The organism is Mangrovibacillus cuniculi (assembly GCF_015482585.1).
In the GTDB taxonomy this organism is placed as follows: Bacteria; Bacillota; Bacilli; order Bacillales; family R1DC41; genus Mangrovibacillus; species Mangrovibacillus cuniculi.
In genome coordinates this window covers 1655496-1674634 of sequence record NZ_CP049742.1, presented here as the reverse complement: position 1 = coordinate 1674634, position 19139 = coordinate 1655496, and the positions used below count along the sequence as shown (strand labels likewise).

17 protein-coding genes, 1 other RNA gene and 1 other annotated feature are annotated in these 19139 nt (G+C 39.0%); of the genes, 16 read left to right on the top strand and 2 right to left on the bottom strand.

Annotated elements, in window-relative coordinates:
* From G8O30_RS08595 to dtd, 3 genes are all read left to right on the top strand, one after another.
* Positions 1-513 (top strand): adenine phosphoribosyltransferase, encoded by a 513-nt coding sequence (locus G8O30_RS08595; RefSeq protein WP_239671683.1) that lies wholly within the window; start codon positions 1-3, stop codon positions 511-513.
* Between the two features lie 210 nt (positions 514-723).
* Positions 724-2919: a RelA/SpoT family protein gene (locus G8O30_RS08590; protein WP_239671682.1), complete on the top strand. Its 2196-nt coding sequence runs from the start codon at positions 724-726 to the stop codon at positions 2917-2919.
* Between the two features lie 15 nt (positions 2920-2934).
* Positions 2935-3372: a D-aminoacyl-tRNA deacylase gene (dtd, locus tag G8O30_RS08585; RefSeq protein WP_239671681.1), complete on the top strand. Its 438-nt coding sequence runs from the start codon at positions 2935-2937 to the stop codon at positions 3370-3372.
* Between the two features lie 385 nt (positions 3373-3757).
* Here the strand turns inward: dtd and G8O30_RS08580 are convergent, their stop codons facing one another.
* Positions 3758-5095 carry an N-acetylmuramoyl-L-alanine amidase family protein gene (locus G8O30_RS08580; RefSeq protein WP_239671680.1) on the bottom strand — a complete coding sequence of 446 codons (1338 nt, stop codon included), beginning with the start codon at positions 5093-5095 and terminating at the stop codon, positions 3758-3760.
* Between the two features lie 129 nt (positions 5096-5224).
* On the opposite strand from G8O30_RS08580, the gene G8O30_RS08575 reads away from it, so the two are divergent.
* The 10 genes from G8O30_RS08575 to G8O30_RS08530 all read left to right on the top strand — a co-directional run bounded on the left by G8O30_RS08575 (position 5225) and on the right by G8O30_RS08530 (position 14063).
* Positions 5225-5386, top strand: a complete 162-nt coding sequence (locus G8O30_RS08575; protein ID WP_239671679.1) for a hypothetical protein — start codon at positions 5225-5227, stop codon at positions 5384-5386.
* 63 nt (positions 5387-5449) lie between these two features.
* Positions 5450-5677 (top strand) — a binding site (T-box leader).
* 112 nt (positions 5678-5789) lie between these two features.
* The gene (hisS, locus tag G8O30_RS08570; protein WP_239671678.1) at positions 5790-7049 is read left to right on the top strand and encodes a histidine--tRNA ligase; all 1260 of its coding nucleotides are present in this window, start codon (positions 5790-5792) and stop codon (positions 7047-7049) included.
* Positions 7050-7064: 15 nt separating this feature from the next.
* Complete coding sequence (gene aspS / locus G8O30_RS08565) at positions 7065-8849, top strand: aspartate--tRNA ligase (protein ID WP_239671677.1); 1785 nt, start codon at positions 7065-7067, stop codon at positions 8847-8849.
* Between the two features lie 71 nt (positions 8850-8920).
* A non-coding RNA gene (gene ssrS, locus G8O30_RS08560) (6S RNA) lies at positions 8921-9111 on the top strand.
* A 151-nt stretch (positions 9112-9262) separates the two neighbouring features.
* Positions 9263-10039 (top strand): tRNA threonylcarbamoyladenosine dehydratase, encoded by a 777-nt coding sequence (locus G8O30_RS08555; RefSeq protein WP_239671676.1) that lies wholly within the window; start codon positions 9263-9265, stop codon positions 10037-10039.
* 306 nt (positions 10040-10345) lie between these two features.
* Entirely contained in the window at positions 10346-11122 is a 777-nt protein-coding gene (locus G8O30_RS08550) for a hypothetical protein (protein WP_239671675.1), read from the top strand.
* 2 nt (positions 11123-11124) lie between these two features.
* Positions 11125-11493: a GntR family transcriptional regulator gene (locus G8O30_RS08545; RefSeq protein ID WP_239671674.1), complete on the top strand. Its 369-nt coding sequence runs from the start codon at positions 11125-11127 to the stop codon at positions 11491-11493.
* Entirely contained in the window at positions 11493-12200 is a 708-nt protein-coding gene (locus tag G8O30_RS08540; protein WP_239671673.1) for an ABC transporter ATP-binding protein, read from the top strand. The genes G8O30_RS08545 and G8O30_RS08540 overlap by 1 nt, the downstream gene beginning before the upstream one ends.
* Positions 12197-13108, top strand: a complete 912-nt coding sequence (locus tag G8O30_RS08535; protein ID WP_239671672.1) for an ABC transporter ATP-binding protein — start codon at positions 12197-12199, stop codon at positions 13106-13108. The genes G8O30_RS08540 and G8O30_RS08535 overlap by 4 nt, the downstream gene beginning before the upstream one ends.
* A 1-nt stretch (position 13109) precedes the next feature.
* Positions 13110-14063 (top strand): ABC transporter permease, encoded by a 954-nt coding sequence (locus G8O30_RS08530; RefSeq protein WP_239671671.1) that lies wholly within the window; start codon positions 13110-13112, stop codon positions 14061-14063.
* A 536-nt stretch (positions 14064-14599) separates the two neighbouring features.
* Here the strand turns inward: G8O30_RS08530 and G8O30_RS08525 are convergent.
* The gene (locus tag G8O30_RS08525) at positions 14600-15880 is read right to left on the bottom strand and encodes a replication-associated recombination protein A (RefSeq protein WP_239674526.1); all 1281 of its coding nucleotides are present in this window, start codon (positions 15878-15880) and stop codon (positions 14600-14602) included.
* 134 nt (positions 15881-16014) lie between these two features.
* Between G8O30_RS08525 and cymR the strand changes: the two genes are divergently transcribed.
* The 3 genes from cymR to mnmA are packed head-to-tail and all read left to right on the top strand — an operon-like array spanning position 16015 to position 18735.
* Positions 16015-16434 (top strand): cysteine metabolism transcriptional regulator CymR, encoded by a 420-nt coding sequence (gene cymR / locus G8O30_RS08520; protein ID WP_239671670.1) that lies wholly within the window; start codon positions 16015-16017, stop codon positions 16432-16434.
* Between the two features lie 33 nt (positions 16435-16467).
* Positions 16468-17610, top strand: a complete 1143-nt coding sequence (locus G8O30_RS08515; protein ID WP_239671669.1) for a cysteine desulfurase family protein — start codon at positions 16468-16470, stop codon at positions 17608-17610.
* A 12-nt stretch (positions 17611-17622) separates the two neighbouring features.
* Positions 17623-18735 (top strand): tRNA 2-thiouridine(34) synthase MnmA, encoded by a 1113-nt coding sequence (mnmA, locus tag G8O30_RS08510; protein WP_239671668.1) that lies wholly within the window; start codon positions 17623-17625, stop codon positions 18733-18735.
* Positions 18736-19139: the final 404 nt, after the last annotated feature.

Sequence of the window (19139 nt, the reverse complement as noted above, 5' to 3'; positions counted from 1 at the left end):
ATGGATTTAAAACAATTCGTAACAATTGTTGAAGACTGGCCAAAACCAGGAATTAAATTTAAAGATATTACAACATTAATGGATAACGGAGATGCTTACCGTTATGCAACAGATCAAATTGTTGCATACGCAAAAGACCGTGAAATTGATATCATTGTAGGGCCAGAAGCTCGTGGATTTATCATCGGCTGTCCGGTTGCTTATTCTTTAGGAGTAGGTTTCGCACCTGTGCGTAAAGAAGGTAAACTTCCTCGTGAAGTAGTAAAAGTGAACTATGGACTAGAGTACGGTTCTGATGTCCTAACAATTCATAAAGATGCAATCAAACCAGGTCAACGTGTACTAATCACGGACGATTTATTAGCAACTGGTGGAACAATCGATGCGACGATTAAACTAGTTGAAGAACTAGGTGGCGTAGTAGCAGGTATTGCGTTCCTAATCGAACTAACATACTTAGATGGCCGCGATAAATTAGACGGTTACGATATCTTAACGTTAATGCAATATTAATATTTGAGAGCTCATCAAATTGTTGGTGGGCTTTTTTTATTTGAAAAATACGTATAAATTCCCCAATTCAAGGCAAAATAACTACATTTTAAGAATTTTCCACCTTATTTTCACCCCCTATCCCTTTACAACGATGAAATTTTTTTCGATAATAATAGAAATACCCGTTTTTCTTTAAACGGAAAACTCGTAAATTAGGTGATTAACAAAATGGCGAAGGAACAAGTGCTCACTGCTGAACAAGTCTTAGATCGTACAGCTCAATATTTACAAGGTGAAGATCTAGAATTAGTTCGAAAAGCATATGAAGTAGCGCGTGAAGCGCATAAAGAGCAATACCGCAAATCAGGCGAACCGTATATCATTCACCCTATTCAAGTTGCCGGCATTTTAGCCGATTTAGATATGGATCCATCAACAGTTGCTGCAGGCTTTCTTCACGACGTTGTGGAAGATACTGACTTTACAAAAGAAGATTTAAAAGAAACGTTTAGTGAAGAGATTGCTATGCTAGTTGATGGCGTTACAAAGCTAGGAAAGATTAAATATAAGTCACAAGAAGAACAACAAGCAGAGAATCACAGAAAAATGTTTGTTGCCATGGCGCAAGATATCCGTGTTATTTTAATTAAATTAGCGGACCGTTTGCACAACATGCGTACCCTTAAACATTTGCCACAGGAAAAGCAGCATCGTATCGCAAATGAAACGTTAGAAATTTTTGCACCACTAGCGCATCGTCTGGGGATTTCGACCATTAAATGGGAGCTAGAAGATACGTCTTTACGTTATTTAAACCCTCAGCAGTATTATCGCATTGTTAACTTGATGAAGAGAAAGCGTGCGGAACGTGAGGAATATTTAGATGGTGTCTTACATGATGTCCATGAACGATTAGAAGAAGTAGGCATTGAAGCAGACATTAACGGTAGACCGAAACATATTTATTCTATCTACCGAAAAATGGCGGAGCACAATAAACAGTTCAATGAGATTTATGACTTATTAGCTGTTCGTATCATCGTTGATTCCATTAAAGATTGTTACGCAGCTCTTGGGATTATTCATACCGCATGGAAACCAATGCCTGGCCGTTTCAAAGATTACATCGCTATGCCAAAACCAAATATGTATCAATCGCTGCATACAACGGTAATTGGACCAAAAGGAGATCCGTTAGAGGTCCAAATTAGAACAATGGATATGCACCGAATTGCAGAATTTGGGGTTGCTGCTCACTGGGCATACAAAGAAGGTAAGCGAGTAGATCAGAATATCTCCTTTGAAGATAAGTTGAACTGGTTTAGAGAGTTAGTGGAGTTCCAAAATGATGCTGCAGATGCGGAAGAGTTCATGGAGTCCCTTAAAATTGATCTTTTCTCCGATATGGTGTTTGTTTTCACGCCAAAAGGAGATGTCTTTGAGTTACCTTCTGGTTCCGTCCCAATAGATTTTGCTTATAGAGTTCATTCAGAAATAGGGAATAAGACAATAGGTGCAAAAATTAACGGGAAGATGGTAACGCTAGATTATAAATTGAAAACTGGCGATATTATTGAAATTCTTACGTCTAAGCATTCCTATGGACCAAGCCAAGACTGGTTAAAACTTGCTCAAACCTCTCAAGCTAAAAATAAAATTCGTAATTTCTTTAAGAAGCAAAGAAAAGAAGAGAATTTAGATAAAGGCCGAGAAATGGTGGAGAAAGAGATTAAGTCCATGGATTTCGAACTGAAAGAAATTTTGACCCAAGATAACATTCGTCGTGTGGCGGAAAAGTTTAATTTCTCATCTGAGGAAGATATGTTTGCAGCTGTTGGATACAACGGAGTTACTGCATTGCAGGTAGCGAATCGCTTAACAGAAAAGTTGCGAAAGAAGCGTGATGCAGAAAACCACACACTTTCAGAAGCGATCTCAGAGTTAAAATCAACACCAGCACCGACAAAGCGCAGGGAAGCGGGCGTACAAGTTAAAGGAATTGATAATTTATTAATTCGTTTATCTAAATGCTGTAACCCAGTTCCTGGTGATGATATCGCTGGCTTCATCACAAAAGGCCGAGGAGTTTCCGTCCATCGTACAGACTGTCCAAACATCGTGACGGATGAAGTCCAGGAACGTTTAATTGATGTGGAGTGGGAAGGCGAAGCAACGCATCGTAAAGAGTACAATGTTGATATTATTATTACTGGTTTTGATCGTAGAGGCTTACTGAATGAAGTACTTCATGCCGTCAACGATACAAAAACGAACATTACGGCAGTAGCTGGAAAGTCCGACAGAAATAAACAGGCGACCATTACGATGTCTATTTCTATTTTAAATGTGAGTCATTTACAACGAGTAGTGGACCGAATTAAACAGATTCCTCACATTTATTCTGTACAACGTCAAATGAATTAAGGAGGCTTACTTAGCATGAAAGTTGTTTTACAAAGAAGTAAAGAAGCCTCTGTAAAAGTAAACGGAGAAATAGTAGGAAGTATTCCAGCAGGAGTTGTGCTTCTCGTAGGAGTAACGCACGAAGATACAAAAGAAGTGGCTTCTTTTCTAGCGGAAAAAGTGGCGAACTTACGTATCTTTGAAGATAAAGACGGAAAAATGAATCATTCCTTGCTGGATCAAGGTGGACAAGTATTATCTATTTCACAATTTACTTTGTATGGTGACACGAGAAAAGGCAGACGTCCAAACTTTATGGAAGCTGCGAAGCCAGATGTCGCAGAGCCACTGTATGTTTTCTTTAACGATGAATTAAGAAGGCATGGATTGACCGTTGCGACTGGAATGTTTGGTGAGATGATGGATGTATCACTTGTTAATGATGGTCCAGTGACACTGATTTTGGAAAAATAAATAAGAGGTTGGTAAATATCCAAAAGTGACTGCACAGGGATTTCCGCTACAGGGGGACGCTTTCCACTACGAAAAGCGAAAGGCGCGCGTTCAGCCGCGGCAGAAAAGTTTGGAAGACCGAGGAGGCAGTTCTTCAGCCACCGGAGGGCTTTTGGACTTTTCCGAGCGGTTGCGCACCTGCAGCTGGACACGGCATCACTTTGCGTACGCTCCTGTGGGGTCTCAGTAACCCACCTATCCCGTAGGAGTCGCCCCCTTACGCTCCAATCCCAAAGATAGATTCTGTACAAGCACTAATTCTGCATTATACTAATCTTAAATACAACGCAAAAAGGTACATTCGTTTTTTGAAATGTACCTTTTTTAGTTTTAACCCAACTTCTTTTTATTGATTTTGCGCAACTAAAACACCTTGATAAGGAATTGCTCTTTTCACTCCGTCTGCTATCGCTGTACTTACTAGCTCTTGGAAGTTACGGTGTGTGATAACTCGTTCGTCCTCTTCGTTACTCAAGTATCCCAGTTCTAGCAGAATAGCCGGTCGTAAATTTTCTCTTAACACATAGTAGTCTCCGAAGCGAACTTCTCGGTCACGCAATTCGACGGACTTTGCAATAGAGTCATGAACAATTTGGGATAAATTACGGTCTCTTTCATGATAGTAATAAGTTGTGTGTCCGTGGGCAGTTTCGTCTTCTACACTATCATAGTGAAAGCTTAAGAAAAGATCTGTTAAGGATGCGTTGGATAACGTCACTCTATCTTCTAAACTTACATAATAATCATCTGTTCTTGTAAGTTCTACTTCATAGCCATCTGCCTCTAATTTTTGTTTTACTCGTAACGTAGTTTGAAGCGTCATTAGTTTTTCTAATGTTCCAAAATATCCTATTGCTCCACTATCTCTCCCACCATGACCTGCATCAAGCATAATCAGTGGTGCATCCTTTGAGGGAGCGATGTTGACCGTTTGAACTACCCAATCTGCTACATATACTTCTTTGTCGCCAAAAAGAATAAGGTACCATTCTCCCTCTTTTTTTAGCACTGGATACATGTCCCCAGCTTTTGTTTGGGCAACAATTGCTGAAGAAGTAGAAGGTTCAGAGCGCAAATTCGTGCCGTCATAGATCATCGTTACTTGCTCTTGTTTATTATTGAGATTAGTAACTGCTGCTATTTGTTTGTTTGGTCTTTCCGGTGTGCTTTCATTTTTAGTAGGGACCTTATTAATAGTGTAGTAACCCGCAACCCAACCAGTTTGATTTGGATTCCACTGTACTTTCTTCCAGCCGTATTTCTGTTCTAATAATGTGTAGGATTTTCCTTTTGTTAATACTCCGAGCACCTTACCCTCTATCGATGGTTCTGTGCGAATAGATAAATTTTCAACGGTTGACACTACAATTTCCTCTTTTTTCTCACTTGAGTTATTGCCTATATATTCGGAAGCCACCCAACCAGTTTCACTGTTAATAGAGATGTTTGTCCAATCTCCCTGCTGCGCTAAAACAGTGACTTCTGTATTTTGGGATAAGGTTTTTAACACTTCGCTGTCTAAAGAAGGTGACGTTCGTAACCTTAAAGATTCTACTAGCACAAGACCTTTTGAGTTACTTGTACTCATTTCTTCTGTCAGGGGAATCGCAGCACTAGCACCTACAGGAAAAGAGATAATAGATAGAACTAATAAAATAGAGATAAATATATGTATTTTTTTCATATGAAACTCCTCTCTAACAATTTCGCTTAGAAAGGTATTCCATCTTTTTTTCTTACTTTCCTTCTCTTCTACTAAAACCTCTAAAAATTGGACAAAACTAGTGTTAGGTAGACAAAAGGAGGAAGGAAAATGCGACACGGTTTTCAACATGGTTTAGCAATGAGTAGTAAATGGCAAGATGGAAAAGGATCAAAAGTAATGACGGAGGAAGCAACTTCTGCATTATGGAGTCCTTTTGGTGTACAAATGGAAGATCGTAAAAATGTACAAAAAAATATGTTAAAGCGATAATTACATAGAGACTCTTGACATTGTGAAAAGGAGTCTATATCATTATCAATAATTAAATGGTACGAAGAACTGATGATGAAGCAGAGTAACTAAGAAAAGTGTGGAAAGAGATGGAATGTCGTGGCTGAAAACATTCCTCCATTACCCTTAGTGAAAGAACACTTCGAAGGTTTCTCTCTGAAAAATGTTGATATCTAGTAGGAGAAGGACGTATGCCGGCGTTAACGGATAAAGTGGAAGTTTTTTAACTTCAATTAGGGTGGCACCACGGGAAAAACTCTCGTCCCTTGTCTATTGATAGACAAGGGGCGGGAGTTTTTTCGTGTTTTCGCTATTGTTTATCATAGACACCTATATCAGTACCAAATCATCACATTCTTCTAATAAGAGAGGAGTATTACATATGATCCAGATTCCACGCGGAACGCAAGATATTTTACCGGGTGAAGTAGAAAAATGGCAAAAACTTGAGGAAATTGCACGCAATATTTGCACCAATTATCAATACCAAGAGATTCGCACACCAATTTTTGAATCAACAGAATTATTTTTGCGTGGTGTAGGTGATACAACAGACATCGTTCAAAAGGAAATGTACTCTTTTGAAGACCGTGGAGGAAGAGGATTAACGCTTCGTCCAGAAGGAACGGCTTCTGTTGTGCGCTCATTTGTAGGAAACAAAATGCATGGGAATGCCAATCAACCAGTTAAATTATTTTACACTGGCCCGATGTTCCGCTACGAACGACCACAAAAAGGCCGTTTCCGTCAATTTGTTCAGTTCGGAGTAGAAGCTTTAGGAAGTCAAAATCCTGCGATGGACGCTGAAGTTGTTTCTTTAGCGATGACGATCTACAAGCAACTAGGATTGAAAGATGTAAAATTAGTGATTAACTCTCTAGGAGATACAGAAAGTCGATTAGCGCATAAAGAAGCGTTAACGAATCACTTTGCTCCTAGAATTGGTGAGTTTTGTGGAGACTGTCAATCTCGCTTAGAGAAAAATCCACTTCGTATTTTGGATTGTAAAAAAGATCGAGATCACGAATTAATGAAAACTGCTCCATCTATCTTGGACTACTTGAATACTGAATCAAAAGAATACTTTGAGAAAGTGTTAGCATTCCTTGATGTCATGGAGATTCCATATGAAGTCGATCCAACGTTAGTACGTGGTCTGGACTACTACAACCACACTGCTTTTGAAATTATGAGTACAGCAGAAGGTTTCGGTGCTATCACTACACTTTGTGGTGGTGGACGCTACAATGGATTAGTTCAAGATTTAGGAGGACCAGAAACTCCTGGAATCGGTTTTGCGTTTAGTATTGAGCGTGCTTTAGCAGCATTAGAAGCTGAGGGTGTTACCTTGGTGGATGAGCCAAAAATTGATGCATACTTCATAGCTATGGGGCAAGAAGCGGTAAATACAGCAGTCGGTATTGTTCACGCTGGTCGCGCAGAAGGTTTGTCTCTTGAAATGGACTATTTAGATAGAAAAATGAAAGCACAATTTAAAGCGGCAGATCGTCTACATGCAAAGCACATTGTCATCATTGGAGAAGATGAATTGGCAAAAGGCGTTGCAGTAATGAAAGACCAAACTTCTGGTGAACAAGAAGAAGTTGCTCTAGAAAACTTAATCAAAACGTTGAAAGCATAAAGAGGAGGAGTAACAATGTTTGGACGCACACATTATTGCGGGGAAGTAACAGAACAGCAAATCGGTCAAGAAGTAACGTTAAAAGGGTGGGTACAAAAGCGCCGTGACTTAGGTGGATTAATTTTCATTGACCTTCGTGACAGAAGTGGGATTGTGCAGGTCGTCTTTAATCCAGAATCAAACCCAGAAGCTTTAGCAATCGCAGAAGGCGTTCGTACGGAATTCGTTTTAGATATTAAAGGAAACGTTGTTGCTAGAACACCTGAAACGGTAAACAAAAATATTGCTACAGGTTCCATTGAAGTACATGTAACGGAAATTACGGTATTAAATAAATCTAAAACACCTCCTTTCGCTATTGCGGATCAAGCGGACACTGCAGAAGACATCCGCTTAAAACATCGCTATTTAGACCTTCGTCGTCCGGTTATGTATGATACATTTTTACTTCGTTCTAAAGTGAGTACTGCTGTACGTAACTTCTTAGATCAACGTGGTTTCTTAGATGTAGAAACTCCAATTTTGACGAAAAGTACACCTGAAGGAGCACGTGACTATCTAGTACCAAGTCGTGTGCATGATGGAGAATTTTATGCTCTACCACAATCTCCACAAATCTTTAAACAATTATTAATGGTTTCTGGTTTTGACCGTTATTATCAAATCGCTCGTTGTTTCCGTGATGAAGATCTTCGTGCAGACCGTCAACCTGAATTTACACAAATTGATATTGAAGCTAGCTTTATGAGCCAAGAAGATATCATGCAAATGACAGAAGACATGATGATTCACATTATGAAAAATGTGAAGAGTGTAGACCAAGCATTCCCATTCCCGCGTATGACGTATGATGAGGCAATGGACCGATATGGTAGCGATAAACCAGATACGCGCTTTGGTATGGAACTAATAAATGTTTCTGAGCTAGTGAAAGACAGCGGATTTAAAGTTTTTTCTGGTGCAGTGGAGTCTGGTGGTCAAGTAAAACTTCTAAACGCAAAAGGCGCTGCAGATAAGTACTCTCGTAAAGATATTGATGCATTAACAGAATTTGCAAAAGTATATGGAGCAAAAGGTTTAGCATGGTTAAAAGTAGAAGCAGATGGTCTAAAAGGTCCTATCGCTAAGTTCTTCGGTGAAGAAGAAGCTACTGCTTTAATCAATGCGGCTGGTGCGGAAGCTGGTGACTTACTACTGTTTGGTGCAGATTCTGCATCAGTTGTTGCCGATTCATTAGGAGCGCTTCGCTTGAAACTTGGAAAAGAACTTGGTTTGATTGATGAATCAAAGTATAACTTCCTATGGGTAACAGACTGGCCGTTATTGGAGTACGACGAAGAGACGAAACGCTATTATGCTGCTCACCATCCATTTACGATGCCGGCTCGTGACGATCTTCCAATGCTTGAATCAGATCCTGCAATGGTAAAAGCACAAGCATACGATTTAGTATTAAACGGCTATGAATTAGGTGGAGGATCTATCCGTATTTTCGAACGTGATATTCAAGAGAAAATGTTCGAAGTGCTTGGATTCTCAAAAGAAGAAGCACAAGAACAGTTCGGATTCTTATTAGAAGCATTCGAATACGGTACACCGCCTCACGGTGGAATTGCATTAGGTTTAGACCGTATTATTATGTTACTAGCTGGTCGTACAAACCTACGTGATACGATTGCATTCCCGAAAACAGCAAGTGCTAGCTGTCTATTAACGAACGCACCAAGTGAAGTTAGTGATGCACAATTAGATGAGCTTTCTTTACGAGTTCAACGTAAAACGACGACATCTGCAGAATAAAATAGGTGTTCTTTCCTACAGCACATCGATTGTAATTTTGTTAACCATGTGATATTATAAAAACAATCAAACGAGTCCTGATGTGTACGTTTGTACCATCTATCTGTTTTGACCGAACAATTATAACGTTGGGATTCCGAAGTTTCATTACGGCGTACATGCCTTTTCCCGAGGACGTACAAACTAGTGATCAGGAAACCCACCTGCCGAGTGCGGGTTCAAAACGTTAGATCTTTATGACGACGGCATGATTGGGACTCGTTGTCAAAGAAAAAAGCCGATTACAACCTCGTAATCGGCTTTTTTCTTTGTTGAAGTTAAATTCCCTATTATTAATCCTACTAAGCTACTTGCGTTTAGAGCTGGAGTCCGCTATTCTAGAAAATAGATTTTATAAAGTGGAGTGTGAACTCATGTTACATCAATTTTCTCGTAATGAATTGGCTATTGGTACAGAAGGTATGGACCGTTTAAAAGGAACAACAGTTGCTGTTTTAGGTATTGGAGGAGTTGGGTCCTTCTCTGCAGAAGCTTTAGCACGAACTGGTGTGGGTCGCTTAATTTTAGTAGATAAAGACGACGTAGATATTACCAACGTTAACCGTCAAATCCATGCGCTTTTATCAACTGTGGGGAAACCGAAAGCAGATTTGATGAAAGCTCGTATTCAAGATATTAATCCAGAGTGTGAAGTAATTTCTTTGAAAATGTTCTATACAGAAGAAACGTATGAAGACTTCTTTAGTTATGGTATCGACTATGTCATTGATGCATCGGATACAATTTCTTATAAGATTCACTTAATGAAAGAGTGTTTGAAACGAAATATCCCAATTATCTCAAGTATGGGAGCTGCGAATAAAACAGACCCTACTCGTTTCCGTATTGCAGATATTTCCGAAACACATACTGATCCTATAGCGAAGGTGATTCGTACAAGACTTCGTAAAGAAGGCATCCGTAAAGGGATTAAAGTGGTATTCTCGGATGAAAGTCCAATCGTAATTAGAGAAGATGTTCGTAAAGTGGTTGGAAAAGACGATGCTCCAATCCGAAAAGCGAAAATGCCACCTTCCTCTAATGCATTTGTTCCGTCAGTAGCTGGATTGATCGCTGCAAGTTATGTCATTAATACGATTGTTGCTGACATTCCTGTTGTGCGCGTGAAAGATGAAAAAGCGAATAAGTAATTTCTATAAAGGTTGAGGTGAACTATTTTAGTTCACCTCAACCTTTATTTGTTATGTGATCTGTAACAACTCATCGTTAGCCACGTGATGTAGCTTGTTCTTAGATGAGTCTCCTTTTTCATAAGGGATCTGTAGATGATTCTGTGAACCAAGGGATGCAAATGCGGAGAAAGAAAATTAGGGTCCCTTGGCAGCTCCACGCCGGAAGTAAAAACAAAGCAAAAAAGTAAAAAATAGGCTTTACACGTATCTATGTCTTAGTGTACTATCTAACTAGAACACTGATACAAACAAGGAGTGATCATTTTGAACGCTTTTAAGAGATTATTGTGGAAAGATTGGAGAATGACGCAAGCGTGGTTTTATGGAGTGATTGTACTCATCATTATTGGGATGGTTGTCGGCTACTCTCTTATTAACTATACTAACGAACCAGCTGGCTTCTATCCAATTACGTTTCTCTTGTATGTTATTGCCGGTGCTTATATACCAATTATGATGATTACGGAGTTAAACAAAGAAGGAAAAACACAGATGTGGTTGTATACAGAGCAACCTACTTGGAAACTTATTTCTTCTAAATTTACTGTTTTAGTACTACAGAGTGTATTTCTATTTTCAATCGCAGGGACCTATGCGTACTTTACTATCTTTCACTGGGGAATAAACAGTGCAGATCCTGTTGTACAAAATATATTTACTAGTAGTAATTGGTTAATAACCCTCATGGGGCTTGGTTGGGCAATATCCATTGGTAGTAACTTCTTATTACTTTGGGCAATTTACCACTCCTTAACTAGAGGGTTTACTTCGAAGATTGTAAGAGGGATAATAGTTGGAATAATTGTCGTAGCATACACAAGCTTAGAAAATTACATTTTATCCTTAAGCTTCATCCAAAATATATTAGATAGCTATTTAGTTAGAGTGACTAATGAATTTACTATGCAATATGAAAATGGGTGGTCTGTTCTTTTTAGTGATTCACCAGTGCCTCTTTTCATCATTTTATATTATGCCATCTTAACAGTCCTATCGATCTTTTTTGCAAGTAGGTTAATGGAACGTCACGTGGAGGTGTAGAAATGACAGAACAATTTACATCTGAGAAACCGATTTACCTTCAAATCGTAGATAAAATCGTAACGGAAATTGTTCGTGGAGAAAGAAAATTAGGTGATAAGCTTCCTTCCGTTCGAGAATTAGCTGTTTCCATGGGAGTGAATCCAAATACCATTCAACGAACATATGCGGAGTTAGAAAGGATGAGTGTAGTGGAATCGAAGCGTGGTCAAGGGACTTTTGTTGTGGAAGATGCTTCTAATATTGAAGAGTTAAGAGGTTCTATTGTTCGACAAGAGATTACGAATTTCATTGAAAGAATGAACCAGCTTGGTATATCACCACAAGACTTAATCCAACAAGTGAACCAACACGTAAAGGGGGAAGAGTGATGGACGTTTCGGTAAAACTCGAGCAAGTAACGAAAAAGTATGGAAAGAAATGCGCTATTCACTCCTTATCGGTAGACTTTGAAAAAGGGAAAGTATATGGCGTTTTAGGTACGAACGGAAGTGGAAAATCTACCCTCTTAAAATTAATTACAGGATTAGTATTTCCAACTACTGGAGAAGTTAGGATACTAGGAGAAAACACAGGAAGAAAAAGTATCTCTAACGTTTCTTACTTAACGGAACTAGATATGTTTTACGACAACAGTAGTGTAGAAGAAGTTGTCAAATTTATGGGAAGTCAGTTTTCTGATTTTGATTTATCTAAAGCAAATTTATTAGTAGATGAGTTATCGCTAGATCGAAAAGCCATCATGAAACAACTATCAAAAGGAAATCGTGGACGTTTAAAATTAGTAGTAACATTAGCTAGAAAGTCACCTATTATTTTACTAGATGAACCTTTATCAGGCTTAGACCCTCTTGTAAGAGAATCTGTTATTACAAGCTTAGTAAAATATGTTGATTTTGATCACCAAACAATGATTATCGCGACGCACGAATTAGATGAAATTGAGACATTAGTAGATGAAGTTTTACTAATGAATGAAGGTAATCTTATTGAAAAAGCAACCGTTGAATCCGTTCAAGAGTTAGGACTAAGTTTAAACCAATGGGTAAAACAGACAATAAGGGGGAAACTCGCATGAAATCAGTATTAGAATTGAAAAATGTAAAAAAGAAGATTGGTAGAAAAGAAATCATCAAAGGCATTTCATTAGATGTGCAACCTGGAGAAGTTTTTGGTTTCTTAGGGCCAAATGGAGCAGGGAAAACAACAACGATCCGAATGATTGTTGGCCTGATTGGAATTACCGACGGAGATATTATTGTAGATGGTAATAGCGTGAGAAATAATCACGGGGAAGCATTAAAAAAGATTGGTGCCATTGTCGAAAATCCAGAATTCTATAAATTTATGTCTGGTTACGATAACTTAAAACAATATGCACGTATGTACCAAGGAATTACGAAAGAGAAGATTGAGGAAGTAGTTGAATTTGTAGGTTTAACAAAATCGATTCACCAAAAAGTAAAAACGTATTCTTTAGGAATGCGTCAACGTTTAGGTTTAGCACAGTGTCTCCTTCATGACCCAAAACTATTAATTTTGGATGAACCAACAAATGGACTAGATCCTGCTGGTATTAGAGAGATTCGAGATCACTTAAAGAAACTAACGAAGGAAAAGGGCATGGCAGTTCTTGTTTCCAGTCATTTGTTATCTGAAATGGAGATGATGTGTGATCGCTTTGCTATTTTACAGCACGGAGAAATCATTGAAGTCCAATCTGTCCATGAAACACAAACAGAAGAAAACGCTTCTACGTATCTGTTGGAAGTAGGAAACGTTGCTTCTATTCAAAACTGGATAGAACGTACAGAAGGAATCTCACTAGAAGGAAAATTAGTAAAAGTAGAAAAGCCTAAACAGGAACTACCAGATATCATAAAAGTTTTAGTAGAGATGGATGTTGATATATACACAGTTATTCCACAATCTAAAACGCTGGAAGAACGTTTCTTAGAAAAAACTGCGGCACAAGGGGGATATTAAGATGAAGGGTTTATTACTTAATGAATGGATAAAGATTATGAAACAAAAATCCACAATTGTCATGGTCGTTTTATTAATAATAGGGGTCTTTGGACTTGCTGGTATTACAGTAGCAATGAATAAAGATCAAGGAAACATTGGCATTAGTCCAACTTGGGAACAAGACTTACAACAAACCATTGCAGCTGATAAAGAAACAGTAAAAGGATTGAGTGATAGTTACTACAAAAAGAATCTAGAACAGTCTATTGCTGTGAATGAATATCGTCTTGAAAACGAATTACCACCTCTTCAAGAGTATAATGTTTCTTCTTTTATGGATGATTCCATAGGTCTAGTGTCATTTGTTGGATTGTTTATCATCATTATTGCTGCAAGCATTGTAGCATCTGAGTACAGTTGGGGAACGATCAAATTACTCCTCATTCGACCAGCAAATAGAATACAAATTCTCGTGGCAAAATATGTGATTGTCTTAGCGTATGGGTTCTCTTTATTAGTTCTATTATTCTTCGTTTCTTTACTAACAGGATTTGTCGTATTTGGTTCACCATCTGAAGCAATTCCTTATTTATCTTTTGCTGGTGGTGAAGTCGTAGAAAAATCTTGGGTAGCTAATATGTTTACGCAGTATTTACTTACGACAGTTGATATTTTACTAATTGCAACGATGGCTTTTGCTGTATCTACTTTATTTAGAAATCAATCTCTTGCTATTGGGTTATCCTTATTCTTGTTGTTCGTCGGCTCAACAGCAACCCTGATATTAACGCAATACTTCGATTGGGCAAAGTACTTGCTGTTTGCTAACACTGATTTAACTGTTTACTTTAATGGAGTTCCGTATATTGAAAGCATGACGTTAGGTTTCTCTATAATAATCTTAGTTGCTCACTGGCTATTCTTCCAAGCTGTTGCATTCGTAGCGTTTGTGAAAAGAGATGTAGCTGGATAACAAAAAAAGTTTAGGAATGGACTGCACAGGGATTTCCGCTCCAGGGGGACGCTTTCCACATCGAAAAGCGTAAGGCGCGCGTTCAGCCACGGCAGGAAAGTTCAGAAGACCGAGGAGGCAGTTCTTCAGCCACCGGAGGGCTTTTGGACTTTCCCGAGTGGTTGCGCACCTGAAGCTAGACACGACACCTTTCCCGTAGGAGTCGCCCCCTTCCGCTCCAATCCCAAAGATTAAAATAGTAAAAGCATTAATTCTGCAGTAAGAGAGACTCGAATCATCTACAGACTGTTATATCAAAAAGGTACATTCATAAATGAATGTACCTAATTTACGTGTTATCCTAGCCACTAATCTTTTAATAAGTATAGTTATTCTTTCGGACCATCAAACGTAAAACCAGTACTACCTAGATAATACAATACCCAAATCGATGCTACTACTCCTAACGCTGCAACTAGTAATTCCATTTGAATGAGTCCCCTTCCCACTTGTTAACGGTAACTTACTGCAACTATAACATGAATAAACTGAAAATTCTATCTCTTATTTTGTTGTTTTTTAATTGCTTCATACACACTAGCGTATGTTTGCTCCGCTTTACTATTATTTTTTGGCTGGTAGTATTGCTTTGCTTTTAATTTAGTTGGCAAGTATTGCTGAGCGACCCAACCGTTTTCATAGTTGTGTGGGAACAAGTATTCCACGCCTCTCCCCATTTCTTTTGCCCCTTTATAATGAGCGTCTTTTAAATGGAGAGGAACCTCACCAGACAAGCCTTGGTGAATATCACTCATAGCTGCATCGATTGCTGCAATTGCGCTGTTAGATTTAGGTGACAAACAGAGGTCAATGACAGCGTGGGCTAACGGAATTCTACCTTCTGGGAATCCTAAACGTTCTGCAGATTCAATTGCTGCTAAAGTTCTCATACCTGCTTGCGGATTAGCGAGTCCAATATCTTCATATGCTATGACTAGCAATCTTCTAGCGATAGTAGGTAAATCTCCAGCTTCTACTAAGCGACCAAGGTAGTGAAGAGCAGCATCCGTATCACTACCCCTAATTGATTTTTGGAAAGCGCTCATTACGTCATAGTGATCGTCCCCATCTTTATCGTGTCTAAATGCTTTCTTTTGTAAACATTGTTCTGCAATATCAAGTGTAATGATAATTTCTCCAACTTCATTTGCGTCTGTAGAAAGAACTGCTAATTCCAATGCATTTAAGCTAGATCGCACATCTCCAAAACTAGATTTTGCAAAATGCTTTAATGCATTTTCTTCTATTTTAACAGGTTGATTTCCTAGTCCATTTACATTGTCTTTTAATGCCCTAACAAGTGCTACTTCTATCTCTTCATCTGTTAAAGGGAACAGTTCGAACAATTGACATCTACTTCGGATAGCAGAATTAATGGCATGATAAGGATTACTAGTTGTTGCACCAATTAGCACTATTCTTCCGTTTTCCAGGTGAGGTAATAAAAAATCTTGTTTTGTTTTATCTAAACGGTGAATCTCATCTAGTAACAATATGACCGTTCCCGACATCTTTGCTTCCTGTACCACTATTTCCATATCCTTTTTATTGTTCGTGACTGCATTTAACTGTCTAAAAGCGTAAGAAGTGCTTCCAGCAATGGCACTTGCAATGGATGTTTTACCAATCCCAGGTGGTCCATACAGAATCATGGAAGATAATGATTTTGCTTTTACCATTCGTTGAATAATCTTACCTTCTCCAACTAAATGTTGTTGCCCTATTATTTCATCAATCGTGGATGGTCTCATACGAAATGCTAATGGTTTATTCATGATATCCGCTCCAAACTAATGTTCTAGCAGTAGTGTACCAGTTTTTAACGGTCCATGCACGGAAGCTTATTTCATGGTATAATACTGGGGATTTGAAAAGGCGCGAACAAGTAACAAAGGCAGAGGGGTTTTGACCGATGAAGATATCGACGAAAGGCCGTTACGGGCTTACGATTATGATTGAATTAACGAAAAGACATGGGGAAGGACCTACGTCTTTAAAAACGATTGCGCAAAAGCATGAACTATCAGAGCATTACTTAGAACAATTAATTGCACCACTTCGAAATGCGGGATTAGTTCGAAGTATTCGTGGTGCTTATGGTGGATATAAATTAGCGAAAGAACCACAAGAGATATCGGCAGGAGATATTATTCGTGTATTAGAGGGTCCTATCTCACCTGTAGAAGGAATAGAAGATGAAGAACCGGCAAAACGTCAATTATGGATTCGAATTCGCGATGCTGTGAAAGATGTATTAGATTCTACTACATTAGAAGATATGGCTAATTTCACTGAAGATGGAGAATCTGATCCATATATGTTCTATATTTAATTTGCGTACTATTGGAAAGAAAGTAGGGATAAGATGAAGACAATTTATTTAGATCATGCAGCCACATCTCCTATGCACCCAGACGTTGTCTCTGAGATGATGGAAGTGATGACATCTGTTCACGGAAATCCATCGAGCATCCATTCATTTGGACGAGTAGCTCGTCATCAGGTTGATCAAGCAAGGGCGGTGTTAGCCTCTAGTATCCGAGCAAAAGAACAAGAGATCATTTTTACTAGTGGTGGAACAGAATCGGATAATTTAGCGATTTTCGGTGTGGCGAAGGCTATGGCAAATAAAGGTCGTCATCTTATCACAACCGAAGTGGAACATCATGCAGTACTTCACGCTTTTCAGGCTTTAGAAAAAGAAGGATTTTCTGTCACTTATTTGCCTGTTGATCATGATGGACGTATTAGTGTTGATCAATTGAATGAGGTAATCACAGAGGAGACTACATTAGTATCTATTATGTATGGGAACAATGAAGTTGGTACGATACAGCCCATTAAAGAAATTGGTCATCTGCTAAAGGATAAAGAAGTCTATTTTCATACAGATGCTGTACAAGCATATGGTGTGGAATTTCTAGATGTAAATGAGCTGAATGTTGATTTACTCTCGACTTCTTCTCATAAAATTAATGGGCCAAAGGGAATTGGTTTCCTTTATGTTAGAGAAGGCACTCCATTAGCTGTTCAGCAGTTTGGAGGAGAACAAGAACGAAAGCGTCGTGCTGGGACGGAGAATGTAGCAAGTATCGCTGGTTTTAAACGAGCTGTAGAAATTGCTCAATCTACTATAGAAGAAAAACGAAATCAATATGAGGCATGGAAGAAAACATTTATAGGTGTCTTACAAGAAGCAGAAGTAGACTTTAAGCAAAACGGTTCGCTTGAGCATTCCTTACCTCACGTGTTAAACTTAAGCATTCCTGGCGCACATGTAGAGTCTTTACTAGTTAATTTAGATTTAGCTGGTGTAGCGGTATCGAGTGGATCAGCTTGTACAGCAGGCTCCATTGACCCATCTCATGTGTTAGTTGCCATGTATGGAAAGTACGCGGATGAATTAACTAATTCCGTTCGTTTTAGCTTTGGATTTTCCACTACGGAAGAGGAAGTAGAAGAAGCAGCTAAGCGATTGGTGAACATTATAGAGCGATGGAAAAAATAAGGAGGGATAGAGATGAAAGCACCACATGAAACACGCGTGGTGGTTGGGATGTCTGGTGGAGTGGACTCCTCTGTTGCAGCGTTACTTTTAAAGCAACAAGGGTACGATGTCATCGGTATTTTTATGAAAAACTGGGATGACACCGACGAGAATGGCGTTTGTACAGCTACGGAAGATTATAATGACGTAATCCGAGTATGTAATCAAATTGGCATTCCCTATTACGCGGTTAATTTTGAAAAACAATATTGGGATAAGGTGTTTACGTATTTCTTAGATGAATATAAAGCTGGTAGAACACCAAATCCAGATGTTATGTGTAATAAAGAAATAAAGTTTAAAGCCTTTTTAGAACATGCAATGAGTTTAGGTGCTGATTACTTAGCTACAGGACATTACGCTCGTGTAGAACGCAATGAAACTGGAGTGAAAATGCTTCGTGGACTTGATCAAAATAAAGATCAAACGTATTTCCTCAATCAGCTAACACAAGACCAATTAGAGAAAGTTATGTTTCCGATTGGTGATATTGATAAAAAGCGTGTTCGTGAGATTGCTTTAGAAGCTGGATTAGCTACTGCTACAAAGAAAGATTCTACTGGAATTTGCTTTATTGGTGAACGTGACTTTAAAGAATTCTTACAAGGTTATCTGCCAGCTCAACCTGGTGTTATGAAGACATTAGCTGGTGAAGAAAAAGGGAAACATGACGGACTAATGTATTACACAATTGGTCAACGTCATGGTTTAGGTATCGGTGGATCAGGTGAACCATGGTTTGTTGTAGGGAAAGACCTGGAAAAGAATGTATTATTCGTGGAGCAAGGATTTGATCACCCTTCTCTATATTCTGATTCCATCACAGCTACGAATGTTTCCTTTGTAGCGAAAGAAACCAAAACAGAACCGTTCACATGTACGGCTAAATTCCGCTATCGCCAACCTGATACAAACGTAACAGTGTATCCGCAAGAAAATGGCGACATGAAGGTAGTGTTTGACGAACCGGTACGTGCAGTAACTCCTGGACAAGCTGTTGTTTTCTACGACGGAGACGAATGTCTAGGTGGAGGAACAATCGATCATATCTTCCAACAAGAAAAGCGTTTAATGTATGTTGGGTGATTTAGTATCTAGATAAACAGTCGATACAGACTGGAAAATGCAGAAACAGGTGAATTTTATAATATGTTCACCTGTTTTTTTGTTATCATATGAATTTGAACTATCGTGTTTTGAGACACAGGTCACTGCAGAATTTATAGCATAACTCTATAGATATTCAGGGATTGGAGTGAAAGGGGGCGACTCCTGCGGGAATTTAAACGGACAGCTGAGACCCCGCAGGAGCTAAGAGCGTTCTTCAGCGACCGCGACGAGGAGGCATTTCTAGCTTCAGGTGCGCAACCGCTAGGGAAACTTCGAAAGCCCTCCGTTGGCTCAGGAGCTGCCTACTCGGTCTTCCGAAGTTTCCTCCCGCGGCAGAACGCGCGCCTTCCGCTTTTGTAGTCAGATGCCCGTCCCGCGGA